Origin of the sequence: Paenibacillus tengchongensis (assembly GCF_008973665.1) — a bacterium.
GTDB classification, from domain to species: domain Bacteria; phylum Bacillota; class Bacilli; order Paenibacillales; family Paenibacillaceae; genus Paenibacillus_AQ; species Paenibacillus_AQ tengchongensis.
Genome location: NZ_WACP01000004.1, coordinates 308,874 through 324,733 on the forward strand (window position 1 = coordinate 308,874; position 15,860 = coordinate 324,733).

The following is a 15,860-nucleotide window of genomic DNA, read 5'->3' on the forward strand; positions in this document are numbered from 1 at the left end:
TCGATCACTCCACTTAGACTAATATTACTTTCCTGCCGAAGCTGTTTCAGACGGTTGCAAGTGTATTGCATGCGAACAGCGGATGTTGACCCTGCTGGACCCGCTCAATATTCTCGTATGCACTTTGGTACACGTAATTAAGGGTATCTACGGTGCCTCCGCCGATATGGGGGGTGGCAATGACTTGTTCCAGCGTTAACAGCGGATGCTGCGGATTCACCGGCTCCTGCTCAAATACGTCAAGCGCAGCGCCTTTTATCGTACCTTGCACTAGCGCATTGTAAAGGTCGCCCTCGTCGATAATGCCGCCGCGCGCCACGTTGATGAGTACCGCATTCGGCTTCATCAGGGACAACGTCCGGGAATTGATCAGCGCCTTGGTGTCCGAAGTAAGCGGAATATGTAAACTGACGATATCCGAAACCTTCAGCAGCTCTTCAAGCGGCAAATAACGTGCACCGATGGCTGCTTCGCGTTCGGGCGTTAATGGATTAAAGCTGTAGTAAACAATCTCAGTACCCATCGCTTTGGAACGGACAGCAGTTTCCCAGCCTACATGCCCCATGCCAATCACGCCGTGTGTTTTGCCGCGCATTTCGTAGGAGTCCGGGCGGAGCTTCCAGGTCAGCCATTCCCCCTTCTTCGTATGCGTATTGGCATAAGGAAGCTTACGGTACAGCGCCAGGATTAGCAGCAGCGTAAGCTCAGCCACACAGACCGCGTTGCAGCCTGGAATATTGGAGACAGGAATTCCACGCCGGGATGCGGCGGTCACATCGATATTGTCCAGACCCACCCCGCATTTCTGGATAAGTCTGGTTCGCTTGGCCCCCTCAATAATCCTCTTGTCGATTTCGTAGACCGTGGCCATCAGATACGAGGCTTCTTCCAGCGCTTGCTGCCGCGAACGTTCGTCGAGATTGCTCCAGAACAGCAAGTCATAATTCTCCGGCTTATGCAGCTGCAGCATGTCCTCCATCTCTTGTGTCATCTTGTCAAAATAAATGATCGTCTCTCTTTCCATCTCCATATCCCCCATTCCAACATGTTCAAATCCAGTGTAAAAGTGTTCAAAAAATAAATATGTGTTTAAAAATATCACTCGCTGATTTCCCAGTCAATAGTATATGTCATGAAACATTACACGAAATATGATATAAGTTTTTTCGTTTTTCACCCTTCTTGATAATAATATTTTATCATCTCAATAAATAAAGTTTTTGAAAATGCCGGGAAACCGCATGAAACCGGGGTTCAGGCAAAAAAAAGAGCCAGACCGTGTGCTTCACGGTCCGGCTTAATGTCTTTGGAATTAAAGGGGCTTGCCGCCTTTTATTTTGTTGTAAAGGGTGCCCCGTGACATGCCGAGCAATTTGGCGGCCGCGCTTTTATTGCCGAGTGTCGTAACCAAAGCCTCTTCAATGAGCCGCAATTCTTCGCTCTCGGTGAGAGGTGTTTTAGGCGCTTTGGTTTTTGCGGGGGCGGGCTCGGCGCTTTCTTTGCTTTCAAGCTGGGACTGCAGGTCCTGCAGGTGCTTTGGAAGCTGGGCGAGTGTAATCAGATCATCATCGCAAAGAATCGTGCACCGTTCTAAGACGGTTCTCAGCTCGCGGATATTGCCGGGCCAGTTGTATTTGACAAACGCCAGCATCACTTCGGGCGCCAGGCTGGGAATCGGCTTCTGATACTCCAGGGCGAATTCCTTCAGGAAGAGATGGATCATCGCGTGGAAATCCTCTTTGCGTTCCCGTAGCGGTGGCAATGTAATCAGTACAACGCTTAAGGTGTAGTAGAGATCGGCACGGAACAGGCCGCCGGCCACAAGCTCTTGCAGATTTTTGGTGGTGGCGGCGACGATCCGGGTATTGACGGGAATACGCGTACTGCCGCCGGGACGGACAATCGACTGATGTCTTAAGTAATCATATAGTTTAGATTGCAGCTCAAGCGGCAGCAGGTCGATATCATCCAGGAATAGCGTGCCGCCGTGCGCCGCCTCCAGCTTGCCGGGGACTTCAAGATCGTTGCCTGAATAGGCGCCTCCCTGGTAGCCGAACAGCTCCGTTTCCAGCATGCCGGCAGGGACGGTGCCGCAGTTCATGACTATAAACGGCTGTTCCCGCCGGAGTCCGGCCTGATGAATAATCTGGGCCCAGTATTCTTTACCGGTTCCGGGCTCGCCCGAGATAACAAGCGAGGCGGCAGCGGCGCCGGCCGCTTTTTTGGCGAACAGGATCGCCTCGTTGATTTCTTTGCCTTTGCCGGAAAGTCTGGCGAAGGGGTTCGTATCCCGTGAGGATGATTCCTGACGGTCGGCTTGAACAGTCGTTAACTCATCGTTCAGACGGACCCAGTGCGTAATATCGGATTCGCTGGCGATTCCCCCGATGATACTGCCATTGTCGCCGAAGATCGGAGAGGCGTTGATCAGGACGTGGGTGTCCGGCCGCGGCCTGTGGTATGTATTCCGGATTATGCGGCCCTCGTCCAGCAGGGACATGACCACGAGATCCTCAGGATTGAAGTGCTCTCCGATCCGCCTTCCAAGGATGTCTTTCTTGCTGATGCCGTACATCTGCTCGGCGACAGAATTCCAGCAGATGACGGAGCCGGTATGATCAACGACAGTAACGGCATCATTGACCGTTTCGGATAACGTGCTGAAGTATGCGTTGCTTCGTTTCAGCAGCCGCGCAGAATATTCCAGCAGCGCGCCCAGCAGGCTGTAGCCGATAAGCCGGCCTTCTCCGTCACAGAAGACTACGGGCCGTTCTGTGAATCCTAATCCATCCATCATGTCTGAAATAGGGCTGTCTACATTCAGAACAGGTGATGCCAAGTGGGGTCTGGGCTTGAGGTAGGGTCCAATCGCGCCGGATTGGCCGTCCAGTAATTCTTTGTCCCGATAAGTGAACAAGTAGGGAGAACCGGAGGCTTGAACACAGACAGCCTGTTCCTCGGTGATTTGTGCAAGCATTTGTTCAATATCCGTGCCTTCTTGAATGACCGCAAAGTGGCGGTTGATAGGAAATGGTTCGTAGTTGAACATAGAATACCTCACATAATATTATCATTATTTAAACAGTGTCACCGCCAGTGCTTCCAGCTGGAGAGTCATATGAAACAGCGTGTGCAATGGGGAAGAATAGGCTTTGGGCAATTTTTTTACTTCTAATATATATCTCTAATTAATGTAACATGAATGATCCCCGTTATCAATTTACACAACTCTAATTAAACGGTGTTCAATAAAATCAATGTGAACATTTATTTGTACACAAATAAAAAAATAGTGTACAAATTGAACATTAGTCCTGTATAATGCAATCAATGTTAAGAACATTTACACAATTCACAAGGAAGGAGCATAGTTTTTAAATTCTTTTGTCAGTATAGTTAACGGCTGCTGTGACTATACAGTGTGATTAAAAAGGCTAAATTAGAAAAAAAGATTTGAAAGGGTGGTTCGAGATGGCTCAACTGGAAATCGAACTGGCCAACCCTCAGGTACTTATCAGCAAGAAGACATCCAGAAAAGCCCTGGTCGCCAGTTTAATTGGAAGCTCTATTGAATGGTTTGATTATTTCCTTTACGGCACTGCCGCTTCGCTGGTCTTCAACCATTTATTCTTCCCCAATTATGATCCTGTAGTGGGATTGCTCCTGTCTTACATTTCCTTCGCCTTGCCGTTCTTCATCCGTCCGCTGGGCGGAGTGATCTTCAGTCATGTCGGCGACCGGATCGGCCGCAAAAAAACGCTTGTGCTTACCTTATCTCTAATGGGAGGCGCCACCGTACTGATCGGCTGCCTGCCGGATTACAACATGATCGGAGTCTGGGCTCCCATCCTGCTGATCACCCTGCGCTGTGTGCAGGGGCTTGGCATCGGCGGCGAATGGGGCGGGGCGCTGCTGCTGGCCGTTGAGTACTCCGGCAAACATAACCGCGGTTTTTTTGGCAGCATACCGCAAATGGGCGTAACGATCGGAATGCTTCTTGGCACATTCTCCATCTCACTCCTGAGTATGCTGCCTGACAGCCAATTTATGTCCTGGGGCTGGCGTATCCCGTTCCTGCTCAGTGCGCTGCTGGTGGCGCTTGGCCTGTGGATCCGCGGCGGACTGGATGAGACCCCTTCCTTCCAGGCGGCCAAGGAGAGCGGAAATATTGCCAAAGTTCCAATTCTCGATACGCTCCGCTATCACTGGAAATCGGTACTGATCGCCGTTGGCGCCAAGGTTGTAGAGACCGGCCCCTTTTACATCTTCGGAACCTTCATCACTGCTTACTCCACCACCTATTTAGGTTATGAACGGACAACAGCCTTGAACGCTGTAACCATTGCCACGCTCGTCGCTACTGTCATGATTCCGCTGATGGGCAAGCTGTCGGACAAAGTAGGCCGAAAACCGCTCTACATCGGCGGCACTGTAGCTATTATGCTGTTCGCCTTCCCTTACTTTTATCTGCTGAATGAAAAGAGCCCGTTTGCCATCATTATTGCGACCGTACTCGGTCTCGGTATTTTTTGGCCGCCGGTTACCGCAGTTCTGGGGACGATGTTCTCGGAGATATTTAAAACGAACGTCCGGTACACCGGAGTAACATTGGGTTACCAGCTCGGCGCGGCCCTTGCCGGAGGTACTGCACCGTTAATTGCGACAGCGCTGCTCAGCGAATATAATAACTCCTTTGTGCCTGTAGCCATTTATGTGATGATTACCGCTGTCATCTCGCTGTTCGCCATCCTGCTTGTCCGCGAATCCAAAGGGCAGCATCTCGAATAACAACGAATCGTACACATTGTACAGGGAACAACCCGGGTCGATTATTGTACAAAATTGGGAGGAGCAAATAACAATGAACACACTGACTGAGGTAAGCCAATTTACCAACGAGCCTTTTACAAATTTCGCACTGCCTGAGCATAAGCTGGCTATGGAATCGGCGCTGGCCAAAGTAAAAGCTGAGCTCGGAGGCGAATATCCGCTGCACATTGGAGCACATAAAATCATTACGGATGCAAAAATCATTTCGATAAATCCCGGAGACCTCGACCATGTCATTGGTTTTGTGAGCAAGGCTGACAAAGAGCTGGCGGAGCAGGCGATGAATACCGCGCAGGAAACTTTTGAAACCTGGAAGAAGGTAGCTCCCGCAGCAAGAGCGGATTACTTATTCCGGGCAGCCGCTTTAATGCGTCAGCGCAAACATGAGTTCTCGGCGGTAATGGTGCTGGAAGCGGGCAAGAATTGGGCGGAAGCCGATGCGGATACCGCCGAAGCGATTGACTTTATGGAATATTATGCCCGTGAGATGCTGCGGCTTGCCGCAATTAATGAGACCCAGCCATTGACAAAAGTTGCCGGCGAAGACAACAAGCTGACCTATATACCGCTTGGTGTAGGTGTTGTCATTCCGCCATGGAACTTTCCGCTGGCCATTACTGTCGGAATGACCACCGCCGCTGTAGTCTCCGGCAATACCGTGCTGCTGAAGCCGGCTTCGGCGACACCGGTGATCGCCCACCGCTTCGTTGCTCTGATGGAGGAGGTCGGTCTGCCGGCGGGAGTCATCAACTATGTGCCGGGCAGCGGAGAAGAGGTCGGTGATTATTTGACCACTCATCCGAAGACGAGATTCATCAGCTTTACCGGCTCCAAGGAAGTGGGCCTCCGGATCAACAGGCTGGCGGCCGAAACCCAGCCCGGACAAATCTGGATTAAACGCGTGGTCGCTGAAATGGGCGGGAAAGACGGAATCGTCGTCGACGAGACGGCTGATCTCGAGGCTGCAGCCGCAGCGATCGTCGCTTCCGCCTTCGGCTTCCAGGGTCAGAAATGCTCTGCGGGCTCCCGGGCTTTTATCGTGGAGTCGGTCTATGATGAAGTAGTCTCCAGAGTGGCAGAGCTTACAAAAGGCTTGCAAACCGGGCTTCCGGAAGCCAACTTCTCTGCCGGGCCGGTCATTGACCACAATTCCTTTAAACGGATCCTGAATTATATAGAGACAGGAAAAGGTGAGGGCCGGCTGGTTGCGGGAGGCGGCGAGGCTGAAGGAAACGGATATTATATCGAACCGACGGTGTTCGCGGATGTGGACGGCAAAGCGGTAATTATGCAGGAGGAGATTTTTGGGCCGGTACTGGCGATCGGTAAAGCGAAAGACTGGAAAGAAGCAATAGCGAAGTACAATGATACGGAGTTCGGTCTGACGGGTGCATTCTTCTCCGGCAGCGAGGAGCGCATTGCCGAGGCGCTTCATACCATGCATTGCGGCAACCTGTACATTAACCGCAAATGCACAGGGGCGCTGGTCGGTGCGCATCCGTTCGGAGGCTTCAATATGTCGGGAACGGACTCCAAAGCCGGCGGACATGATTATTTGCTCCTGTTCACCCAGGCTAAAGCGACTTCCATTAAGCTCGGATAACTATGATAACGGAAGAGAACATCGATGTACTCACCAGAACACAGCATATTGTCCGGCAGGCGCTGGATCACCTGGGCTGCGATGCCTCCATGTATGAGCTGCTGAAGGAGCCGATGCGCCTGCTGACGGTCCGGATCCCCATCAAGATGGATGACGGTTCCGTGCGGGTCTTCAAGGGGTTCCGCTCCCAGCACAACGATGCGGTCGGACCGACCAAAGGCGGTGTCCGCTTCCATCCCCAGGTGAGCGAGGAAGAGGTCAAAGCGCTGTCGATGTGGATGAGCATCAAATGCGGCATTGCCGGCCTGCCCTACGGCGGGGGCAAAGGCGGCATACAGTGTGATCCGCGCCTGATGTCCACCCGGGAACTGGAACTGCTGAGCAGAGGATACGTGCGGGCCATCAGCCAGCTCGTCGGCCCGGCCAAAGATATTCCTGCGCCGGATGTGTTCACCAATTCGCAGATCATGGCCTGGATGATGGACGAATACAGCCAGATCCGTGAGTTCGACTCGCCCGGGTTCATTACAGGCAAGCCGCTGGTGCTGGGAGGGTCGCAGGGAAGAGAATCATCTACTGCCCTTGGAGTGACCATAGTACTGAAGGAAGCGGCCAAGGTCCGGGGCATTGCGGTGGCAGGCAGCCGGATCATCATTCAAGGCTTCGGCAACGCCGGCAGCTTCCTGGCGAAATTTCTCCATGATGCCGGCGCGAAGGTGGTCGGAATCTCGGATTCCTTCGGCGCTTTATACCATTCCGAAGGACTGGATATCCCTTATCTGCTGGCGCACAAGGACGCATACGGCACGGTAACGAACCTGTTCCCCGACCGTCTGACCAATGAGCAGCTCCTGATACAGGATTGCGATATTCTGGTACCGGCCGCCATAGAGAATCAAATCACGGAGAGTAATGCCGGCCGGATCAGGGCCAAAATTGTAGTGGAAGCGGCAAACGGGCCGACGACGCAACTGGCTACACAGATACTGGACAATAGGGGCGTCATGATCGTCCCCGATGTGCTGGCCAGCGCAGGCGGCGTTGTCGTTTCTTATTTTGAATGGGTACAGAACAATCAGGGCTACTATTGGCCGGAGACGGAAGTTCAGGAGAAACTGGAGAAAATACTGGTTGCCGCTTTCTGCAAGGTGCTCCATACTGCCCGGAACCAGAATGTGGACATGCGGCTGGCTGCTTACATTGTCGGTCTGCAGCGGATCGTCGAAGCGGTCAAGTGGCGGGGCTGGGTGTAGACGGGAAGTCTCTAAGATGTTTATCCGCCCTGTGAACGGGTAAAGTATTTATACCTTGTTGACAGGAGGTGGAAGCATGAACAAGAAGGCCGAAGATATCCAGGCAGAGGAAACATTCAATGCTGTGGAGGCGGCGGAGTTTCAGAGCCAAACCACCCGCGAATTCCTCGCGGAGGAAACGCCGGATAGCCGGACGCCGGGGCCTGTGGATGAGCATACCGCCCGTGTGCCCGACCAGCAGAACCGCATGATTTCCCAGCACAATTTGCGTAAATAGGCAGTGTTGAGTCGTGAAGCCGATTTGTAAATAGAAGCTTGTCCACTGAAAAAATGCCCTTATGGCTCTTTGTAATGAGCGATAGGGGCATTTTTTGCTATGCAAAAAAGTTTCTCTCCCGGATTGTTCCTATTGCAGTCCGGCAACCACCGATTTAAACGTTTCGATAAAAGCCTCTGCCGCCTTGGACATATACCGTCCCTTCCGGTATGCGATGACCAGTGTCCGGCTGGGTACAGGCTCGGCAAGCGGCAGGTAGACAGGCACGAATTCGCTGCGAGGCGCGCGGGCGATAAAATGCGGAACCAGCGTGACGCCCATGCCGGCGGCGACCAGAGACTGAACGGTCTCCATATTGTTGCTCTCAAACACAATACGCGGCTCAAATCCCGCCGCCTGGCAGAGCTCCATCGTCATGGTGCGGAAGCCTTGCCCTTCTTTAAGAACAATAAACGGCTCGTCCTTCAGTTCCTCAAGTTGCGTGCGTTCGCCGGAGGCCTGTCTTGCAGAGAGCGGATGCTCGGCAGGTACAGCCAGGTCAATCCGCTCTTCGCCCAGTACCTCATAGGTCAACACGGGAACCTCCAGCGGCAGCGACAGCAGGCTGAGATCCGTCTGGCCGACCGCTGTCAGCTTCTCCAAATTCATGGATGTGTCTTCCAGCAGCGTAATCTCTATATCGGCATATTTACGCTTGAAGACCGGGAGCACATGGGGGAGAAGATGCGCGCCTGTGATCGGCATGCTCCCCACCACCACGCTGCCGGTGCGCAGCTGCGAGATGTCGGACATCTCCTGGCGCAGCAGCTCCACAGCGCTCAGGATCGCCCCGGCCTTCTCGACGAATACCTGGCCGGCATAGGTCAGCTCCACGGAACTGGTGTTACGCTGGAACAGCACCACCCCCAGCTCTTTTTCCAGCTTCGAGAGCTGCTGGCTGAGCGATGGCTGGGCGATATGCAATTTATCGGCAGCCCGTGAGAAGTTGCGCTCTGCAGCAATTTGCAGTGCGTATTGCAGTTGTCTGAATTCCATCAGGGCACTCCTTGTTAATTAACGTTACTTATAAGTATAGCCTATAAGCTGGAGCTTTGGCATAAGGAACCGCATATACATAGAAAATTGGCAAGCGCGGGTGTGGGCATCCGGGAAGGCCTGGCCCAAAGTGTGTATCTTAGAAGTGCACCCTTTGGTCATGCGTCCTCAGGAAGCGATCCCGGAAGTAACCCCGGAAGTCTATTTCTTCTCTCAGAGCACTTCTGCCGCGCGTACGGACCGTAGAGACGTTATTTTCCCGAAATACCCCGGTTTCCAGGAATAACGGACACAGATGACGCTAATGTAGCTGTAACAGCCACCGCAGCCTATTCAGGCTCCGCAGCAAAAATAAGGTCCGCTGAGTCCGTACAAGTGATGGAGAAAAGCGAGAATTTTAAACGGTTATCCGAAGTTTTCATTGATAGCAACATTGTGATTCGGGTAATTTTTCTTTTCCGCATTCACAACCCTAAGGGCGAGCTGTCGGGAGACTTTGCCCCATGGGTAACGGTTTCGCTGTCGACGGTAGAGGGAGAGTGAACTCTGACGGACAGCAGCCTGTTGCTGATAGCATCAACAAAACCGCCTGATCCCAGGCGGTTTTGTTTTGCTGACCTCTAATATGATTTTATAGCCTAATCAAGTGTATATCCTCTTTTCTGATCCAGAAGCTTCTGCAGCAAATTCTAGAACTTCTCCGGTTTCTGAACTTTAATAGAAGCAACCTCGCCGCATTTCTTGCAAAACGTAAAAAGCAGCGGTGATCCGAAAGACAATGCTTTACGGACAGGCATCAGGTTGGCATAGCCGTTATTCATTTCACCTTGGGCAAAGGAAGTGCCACCGCATGAGCGGCAGGCCGCGTTTTCTTTACTCATATTGATCACCTCGTAAGGCATTACGGCTGGTTTGAGCGGATGGTTTCGGGACCATCTCACTTTGAACAAACCTAAGTGCCAATTAAATACAAAAGTGTGCACAAGGCTAAGCTAGGCAGCCCCAATTTCAGACAGGCTTCTGTCATTTTAAAGCGCTCATTTCGTTCTTTGTAATTTTCTCTGCTGTAATTGGCCCTCATTCTGTCACCACTGTTTAAGGACCCTGAAAAAACCATAGCCAGTATAAGTAACCCGCCGCCCAAAAAACCGGAGATAGTCATCGCGAGTCCCTGGTCAAATAAGGAAATGAAGGAAATAACGGATGCGATTATAACTCCATAGAATAAAAAACTTCGGAGAACTGTCATGAAAGTGCACCCTTTCCATTAAAGTGATGCCACATAGAAACTGTATGATAATATTTGGATGCAGTCAATATAAATGGAAAACCGTCCTTATAGGCCAAACCTATCAGTTCTATAGATATCATATCTTGGAATTATAAACGCGCCGATGTTATATTTAGAGCATTCAAGGGAGACTCCACTCTCTCTTCCCATGAACGATTCCATTTTATGAGGTGAAACCTATGAGCAGCAAGACTATGTTTGAAAAGATTTGGGACAATCACGTTATCCATCAGGAGGAAGGAAAACCGAGCATTCTGTACATCGACCTGCACCTGGTGCATGAGGTCACTTCGCCGCAGGCGTTTGAAGGGCTCCGGCTCAGCGGCCGTAAGGTGCGCCGTCCGGAATTGACTTTTGCCACGATGGATCACAACGTTCCGACCAAAGACCGTTACAACATCACCGACCCGATCTCCAAGCAGCAGATTGATACGCTGTCGCAGAACTGTCAGGACTTTGGCGTCCGGTTGTTCGATCTGAACGATATCGATCAAGGCGTTGTCCACGTTATGGGACCGGAAATCGGCTTAACCCATCCGGGGAAAACGATTGTCTGCGGCGACAGCCACACCTCTACACACGGCGCCTTCGGCGCACTGGCTTTCGGCATTGGCACGAGCGAGGTGGAGCATGTGCTGGCAACCCAGTGCCTGCAGCAGTCCAAAGCCAAGACGATGGAAGTCCGCTTCGTCGGCAAACGCAATCCCGGCGTAACCGCCAAGGACATGATTCTGGGTGTAATCGCCAAATACGGCACTGATTTCGCTACAGGCTATGTTATTGAATACACAGGTGAAGCGATCCGCGAACTCTCCATGGAAGAGCGCATGACTGTCTGCAACATGTCCATCGAAGGCGGAGCCAGAGCAGGGCTGATCGCACCGGACGAAACCACCTTTAACTACCTGCGCGGCCGCCAGTATGTGCCGCAGGGTGCGGCTTATGACGAATTCGTTGAATCCTGGAAGCAGCTGGTGAGCGACGAAGGCGCACAATACGACACCGTGGTCGAATTCGATGTAGAAACACTGATCCCGCAGGTCACCTGGGGAACAAGTCCGGGCATGGGTACCGATATCAGCTCAAGCGTGCCGAACCCGGCTGATTTCACCACTGAAAATGAACGCAAAGCCGCCGAAAAGGCGCTGGAATATATGGACCTCAAGCCGGGCACGCCAATGTCCGAAATTGATATCGATTATGTTTTCATCGGCTCCTGCACGAACGGCCGGATTGAAGATCTGCGCGCAGCCGCTCAAGTAGCTAAGGGCCATAAAGTCTCCGATAAAGTAACGGCGATCGTCGTACCGGGTTCCGGTCGCGTGAAGCTGCAGGCGGAGAAGGAAGGCCTCGACCGGATCTTTACCGAAGCCGGGTTTGAATGGCGCGAAGCGGGCTGCAGCATGTGCCTGGCGATGAATCCCGATGTGCTTCAGCCGGGACAACGCTGCGCATCGACCTCGAACCGCAACTTTGAAGGCCGTCAGGGACGCGGCGGACGTACACATCTCGTCTCTCCGGCGATGGCTGCAGCCGCTGCCATTAAAGGCCGCTTTACCGATGTGCGCGACTGGAACTATAAGACGGAAGCCGTCAACGCCTAGAACCCTGAGAGAAATCGGAGGAATTGAACCATGGAAGCTTTTAAGAAATTAACGGGAATTGTTGCCCCGGTGGACCGGGTTAATGTGGATACGGATGCCATCATCCCCAAGCAGTTTTTGAAACGCATCGAGCGGACCGGCTTTGGCCAGTTTCTGTTCTACGAATGGCGTTTTGATGAAGAGGGCCGGGATAACCCTGCATTTGAAATGAACAAACCGCGCTATCAGGGCGCTTCGGTGCTGATCTCGCGGGCCAACTTCGGCTGCGGCTCCTCACGCGAGCATGCGCCGTGGGCGATTATGGATTACGGCTTCCGGGTTGTGATCGCTCCTTCCTTTGCCGATATCTTCTATAATAACTGCTTTAAGAACGGTATTCTGCCGCTCAAGCTGTCAGAAGAGCAGGTCGAAGATCTGTTCCAGCGCACGGCGGCGCATGAAGGGTACCAGCTGAATGTGGATTTGGAGAACAATACCCTCAGCGATGATTATGGCCTGGAGATCAAATTCCAGCTCGATGAACACCGCCGCCAGTTCCTGCTGCTCGGTCTTGACGATATCGGTCTTACGCTGCAGCATGCCGATGAAATTGCCGCTTATGAGGAGCGCCACGCCGCCAAGCTGTTTGCCTAGTAACCTGCTCTGCAGTGTATACTAAATTTACACAAAACTTCTATTTCCGGTGTCGGAAATAGAAGTTTTTTTGCTATAATCGAGATATTCATTGCCGGAGCAGGCAACTTTTGGAGATTTCTGTCGTCTATATGTTAACTATGATTCTATCAAGCATCGAAGGAGAGGAAAGGGATGAAGAGAGCCGGACAACGGGTGTTATTCCTGTTGCTGCTGCCGCTGTTGCTACTGTCATTCGCCGGCCACGAAGCCGCCGCTGCGGGAAGCGGCACAGGGAAGATCATTATGGACAGCGAGGAATTGGCGCTGCCGAAAGGAATCCGTCTTGAGAATGTGAATGGAAGCGTTATGATTCCGATCCGCGTGGTCGTCGAGAACCTCGGATTCGAGGTGCTGTGGGAGCAGCAGTCGCGTACGGTCACCGTGCAGCAGGACGGGAAGAAGGTTCAGCTTGCGGTCGGCAGCAAAAAAGCGGAAGCCGACGGCGTGGCGCTGGATCTGAACGCCGCTCCGAAACAGACGGGGGGGACGGTACTGGTTCCGATCCGCTTTGTGAGCGAGCAATTCGGCCTCAAAGTGGGCTGGGACAATACGGATAAGACGGTCTACATAAGCGGCGGTCCTAATACGATGCCATCCGCAGCTCCGGAGCCTACTTATAGCCCTTCCCCGGCTTCAACGCCTGTCCCGGCGGCTTCTCCAACTGCAGCTTCGCCAGACCCGGCGGCTACACCCGTGCCTACGGCGCAGAGCACACCTCTGCCGTCCGCCGGAAGCCCGCAGGTATTGGGCGCGGTATTCAGCGAGAATCGGCTTATGATCGCCACCTCCGGCGGCGCTGCGCCGAGCATACAGAAGCTGACGGGGCCGGACCGGATCGTTGTCGATTTCCAGGGCGCCAATTTCGCAGCGGACTTCGCAGGCACTCTTCCGGTGCTGGCCGTAACCGGCACTCCGCAAGGCAAGCTGGATGTGACGGGTTATCCGCTGGTTACGGAAGTCAGATACGCAATGTTCAGCGTTAATCCTCCAACAGCCCGGTTTGTTATTCAGACGGTTGGCACCCAGGCTTATCAAGTGAGTACGGATGCTGCTACCGGGCTGGTAACCATCGACCTCAATGCGGTTCCGGGAAGCGGCGCAGTGATTCCGGGTACAGACGGGTTAAAGCCGGTTGTAGTGCTGGACGCAGGGCATGGAGGTACGGATCCGGGGGCAGGCAGTATTACGAACAAGAGAGAAAAGGATTTTAACCTGGCCGTTGTGAAGAAGTTGGGGGATCTGCTAACCCAAGAGGGACTCATCGAGGTCATCTATACGCGATCGGCAGATACAACAATCGGTCTTAAAGACCGCGTGAAGGTTGCCAAGGACGCAGGAGCCGACCTCTTCATCTCGGTTCACGGAAATTCGCTGGACGAGGATTATCCTAACCGGGAGAAGATCAACGGCAGCGAAACGTACTACACCCGCAGTGCGAGCATTCCGCTGGCCGAGGTGCTGCACAAGCATCTCCTGGCGGCAACGGGCTTTAAGGACAATGGCATCCGCAGCAAGAGTCTGCATGTGACCCGGGAAACAACGATGCCGGCGGTGCTGCTGGAGGTTGGATATCTGACCAACCCAGGAAACGAAGCGGCGATGTTCAGTGATGTTCTGCAGGATAATCTGGCCCGGGAGCTGGCGGCCGGAATAAAGGAATACTTGGGTCTGTAAGGGAATATCCCCGCAAAGCCAAGCCAAATTCGGGGGTTTCATGGAATATATTCGCAACTTTTAAGCGAACTAGGCGTCTAAACAATGTCGAGGATTGTCAGTGGCTGAATCATCAGGAACGCCTTTCTCGGGCGGAATACTAGATTTTTGAGGTGAAGAATGAAGAAATTTGCTTTTATGCTGTTGCTGCTGCTCTTTGTACTTGTATTGCCGGAACGCGGACAAGCCGCCGCTGCCGGAACGAGTAAGATTATTCTCGACGGCAAGGACATTACCGCCGGCCAGAGCGTTCCGGTGGAGAATGTGAACGGTACGGTAATGGTGCCGCTGCGTATGATTTCCGAGAACCTGGGCTACAACGTGGACTGGAATCAGACGACCAAGACGGTAACCGTCGAACAGCAGGGCAAGAGCCTGAAGCTGATCGTGAATCAAACCTCGGCCTCGGTCGACGACAAAACCGTTATGCTGACTGTAGCCCCGCTCTTGCGGTCAGACACCACCCTGGTGCCGCTGCGCTTTATTGCCCAGGAGTTCGGCTTGTCCGTCGACTGGGACAACACACAGAAGATTGTAACCCTTATTACCCCGGAAACTCCGGACAGTAACACGGGCGGAGGCGGCAGTGCTGGCGGCGGAACAAGCGTGGTTAACCCGCCGGCTGTTGATACCAGCGGATTGACGATGGTCAATGGCGTCAGTTTCAGTGAGAATCGGCTGATTATCGCCATGGAAGGCTCCGCTGAGCCGAAGGTCTCCAAGATAAGCGGCCCCGACCGGATTGTGGTCGATTTGACCAATGCCACGTTCTCCGATATCTTCGGCAGCGGGCAGGAGCTTGATCCGAACCTGAACGGCAAGCTGACCGTCACGGATTATCCCGATGTATCGGGAGTGCGCTATTCATTGTTCAGCTCTGATCCGTATACGGTACGGTTTGTCATTGATTTGAACCATGCCAAGAATTACAACGTCGAAGTTACGGGAGACAGTACCTCCAAGCTGGTTATTGTTGACCTCAACGCACAGAGTACGGGAGATACTGCGACACTGCCGGGGAACAGCGGACGCAAGCTCGTTGTACTGGACGCCGGACACGGAGCGAAGGATTCCGGTGCCGTCGGCGTTACAGGCAAATACGAGAAGAACTTCAACCTTGCCATCGTCCTCAAGACGGCCGAGCTCTTGAAGAAGGAGAACAATATCGACGTAGTGTTGACCCGCAGCGATGATACGTTCCTTGAACTGAAGGAGCGGGCAGGAATGGCCAACAGCCTCAAAGCCGATCTCTTCATTTCGGTACATGCGAACAGCAGCTCTTCATCTGCGGCCAGCGGGACGGAAACCTATTACCAGCGGGAAGCAAGCAAGGCTTTAGCCAACATCATGCATAAATATCTTGTGCAGGCGTCGGGACTCAGCGACCGCGGCGTAAGATACGGAAACTTTCATGTGATCCGCGAAACGACCATGCCGGCCGTATTGCTGGAGGTAGGGTATCTCAGTAATAAACGCGATGAGGCGGCCCTGTTCACAGAGTCACTGCAGAATAAGGTTGCAGCAGGCATCGTCAGCGGGATCAAGGAATATTTGGGGTTATAACAGCAGCCATGCGGCA

General features: G+C 52.9%; 13 protein-coding genes. 8 read left to right on the forward strand and 5 right to left on the reverse strand.

Annotated elements, in window-relative coordinates; genetic code table 11:
* Window positions 1–46 precede the first annotated feature (46 nt).
* Together F1381_RS09170 and F1381_RS09175 are read right to left on the reverse strand one after the other, a co-directional pair.
* Window positions 47–1,024 (reverse strand): 2-hydroxyacid dehydrogenase, encoded by a 978-nt coding sequence (locus F1381_RS09170; RefSeq protein ID WP_187355264.1) that lies wholly within the window; start codon window positions 1,022–1,024, stop codon window positions 47–49.
* 288 nt (window positions 1,025–1,312) lie between these two features.
* Entirely contained in the window at window positions 1,313–2,797 is a 1,485-nt protein-coding gene (locus tag F1381_RS09175) for a sigma-54 interaction domain-containing protein (RefSeq protein ID WP_246187963.1), read from the reverse strand.
* 674 nt (window positions 2,798–3,471) lie between these two features.
* Here F1381_RS09175 and F1381_RS09180 point away from each other — a divergent pair.
* The 4 genes from F1381_RS09180 (at window position 3,472) to F1381_RS09195 (ending at window position 7,963) form a co-directional block, all read left to right on the forward strand.
* Window positions 3,472–4,788 (forward strand): MFS transporter, encoded by a 1,317-nt coding sequence (locus F1381_RS09180; protein WP_151734521.1) that lies wholly within the window; start codon window positions 3,472–3,474, stop codon window positions 4,786–4,788.
* A gap of 73 nt (window positions 4,789–4,861) precedes the next feature.
* Window positions 4,862–6,433, forward strand: coding sequence for an L-glutamate gamma-semialdehyde dehydrogenase (gene pruA, locus F1381_RS09185; protein ID WP_151734522.1), 1,572 nt, complete (start codon window positions 4,862–4,864; stop codon window positions 6,431–6,433).
* A gap of 2 nt (window positions 6,434–6,435) precedes the next feature.
* Window positions 6,436–7,686 carry a Glu/Leu/Phe/Val family dehydrogenase gene (locus tag F1381_RS09190; protein ID WP_151734523.1) on the forward strand — a complete coding sequence of 417 codons (1,251 nt, stop codon included), beginning with the start codon at window positions 6,436–6,438 and terminating at the stop codon, window positions 7,684–7,686.
* Window positions 7,687–7,762: 76 nt separating this feature from the next.
* Complete coding sequence (locus F1381_RS09195) at window positions 7,763–7,963, forward strand: hypothetical protein (protein WP_151734524.1); 201 nt, start codon at window positions 7,763–7,765, stop codon at window positions 7,961–7,963.
* A 129-nt stretch (window positions 7,964–8,092) separates the two neighbouring features.
* On the opposite strand, the gene F1381_RS09200 is transcribed toward F1381_RS09195, so the two are convergent.
* From F1381_RS09200 to F1381_RS29260, 3 genes are all read right to left on the reverse strand, one after another.
* Entirely contained in the window at window positions 8,093–8,998 is a 906-nt protein-coding gene (locus tag F1381_RS09200; RefSeq protein WP_151734525.1) for a LysR family transcriptional regulator, read from the reverse strand.
* Between the two features lie 689 nt (window positions 8,999–9,687).
* Window positions 9,688–9,879 carry a hypothetical protein gene (locus tag F1381_RS09205; RefSeq protein ID WP_151734526.1) on the reverse strand — a complete coding sequence of 64 codons (192 nt, stop codon included), beginning with the start codon at window positions 9,877–9,879 and terminating at the stop codon, window positions 9,688–9,690.
* A gap of 71 nt (window positions 9,880–9,950) precedes the next feature.
* Entirely contained in the window at window positions 9,951–10,247 is a 297-nt protein-coding gene (locus tag F1381_RS29260) for a DUF5316 family protein (protein WP_187355265.1), read from the reverse strand.
* A gap of 221 nt (window positions 10,248–10,468) precedes the next feature.
* On the opposite strand from F1381_RS29260, the gene leuC reads away from it, so the two are divergent.
* The 4 genes from leuC to F1381_RS09225 all read left to right on the forward strand — a co-directional run bounded on the left by leuC (window position 10,469) and on the right by F1381_RS09225 (window position 15,844).
* A complete protein-coding gene (gene leuC / locus F1381_RS09210; protein WP_151734527.1) occupies window positions 10,469–11,893 on the forward strand; it encodes a 3-isopropylmalate dehydratase large subunit in 1,425 nt (474 codons plus the stop codon).
* 30 nt (window positions 11,894–11,923) lie between these two features.
* Entirely contained in the window at window positions 11,924–12,526 is a 603-nt protein-coding gene (gene leuD, locus F1381_RS09215; protein ID WP_151734528.1) for a 3-isopropylmalate dehydratase small subunit, read from the forward strand.
* 174 nt (window positions 12,527–12,700) lie between these two features.
* On the forward strand, window positions 12,701–14,242 hold the full coding sequence (locus tag F1381_RS09220; RefSeq protein WP_151734529.1) for an N-acetylmuramoyl-L-alanine amidase family protein: 1,542 nt from the start codon (window positions 12,701–12,703) through the stop codon (window positions 14,240–14,242).
* A 159-nt stretch (window positions 14,243–14,401) separates the two neighbouring features.
* Window positions 14,402–15,844, forward strand: coding sequence for an N-acetylmuramoyl-L-alanine amidase family protein (locus tag F1381_RS09225; protein WP_151734530.1), 1,443 nt, complete (start codon window positions 14,402–14,404; stop codon window positions 15,842–15,844).
* The last annotated feature ends 16 nt before the right edge of the window (window positions 15,845–15,860 follow it).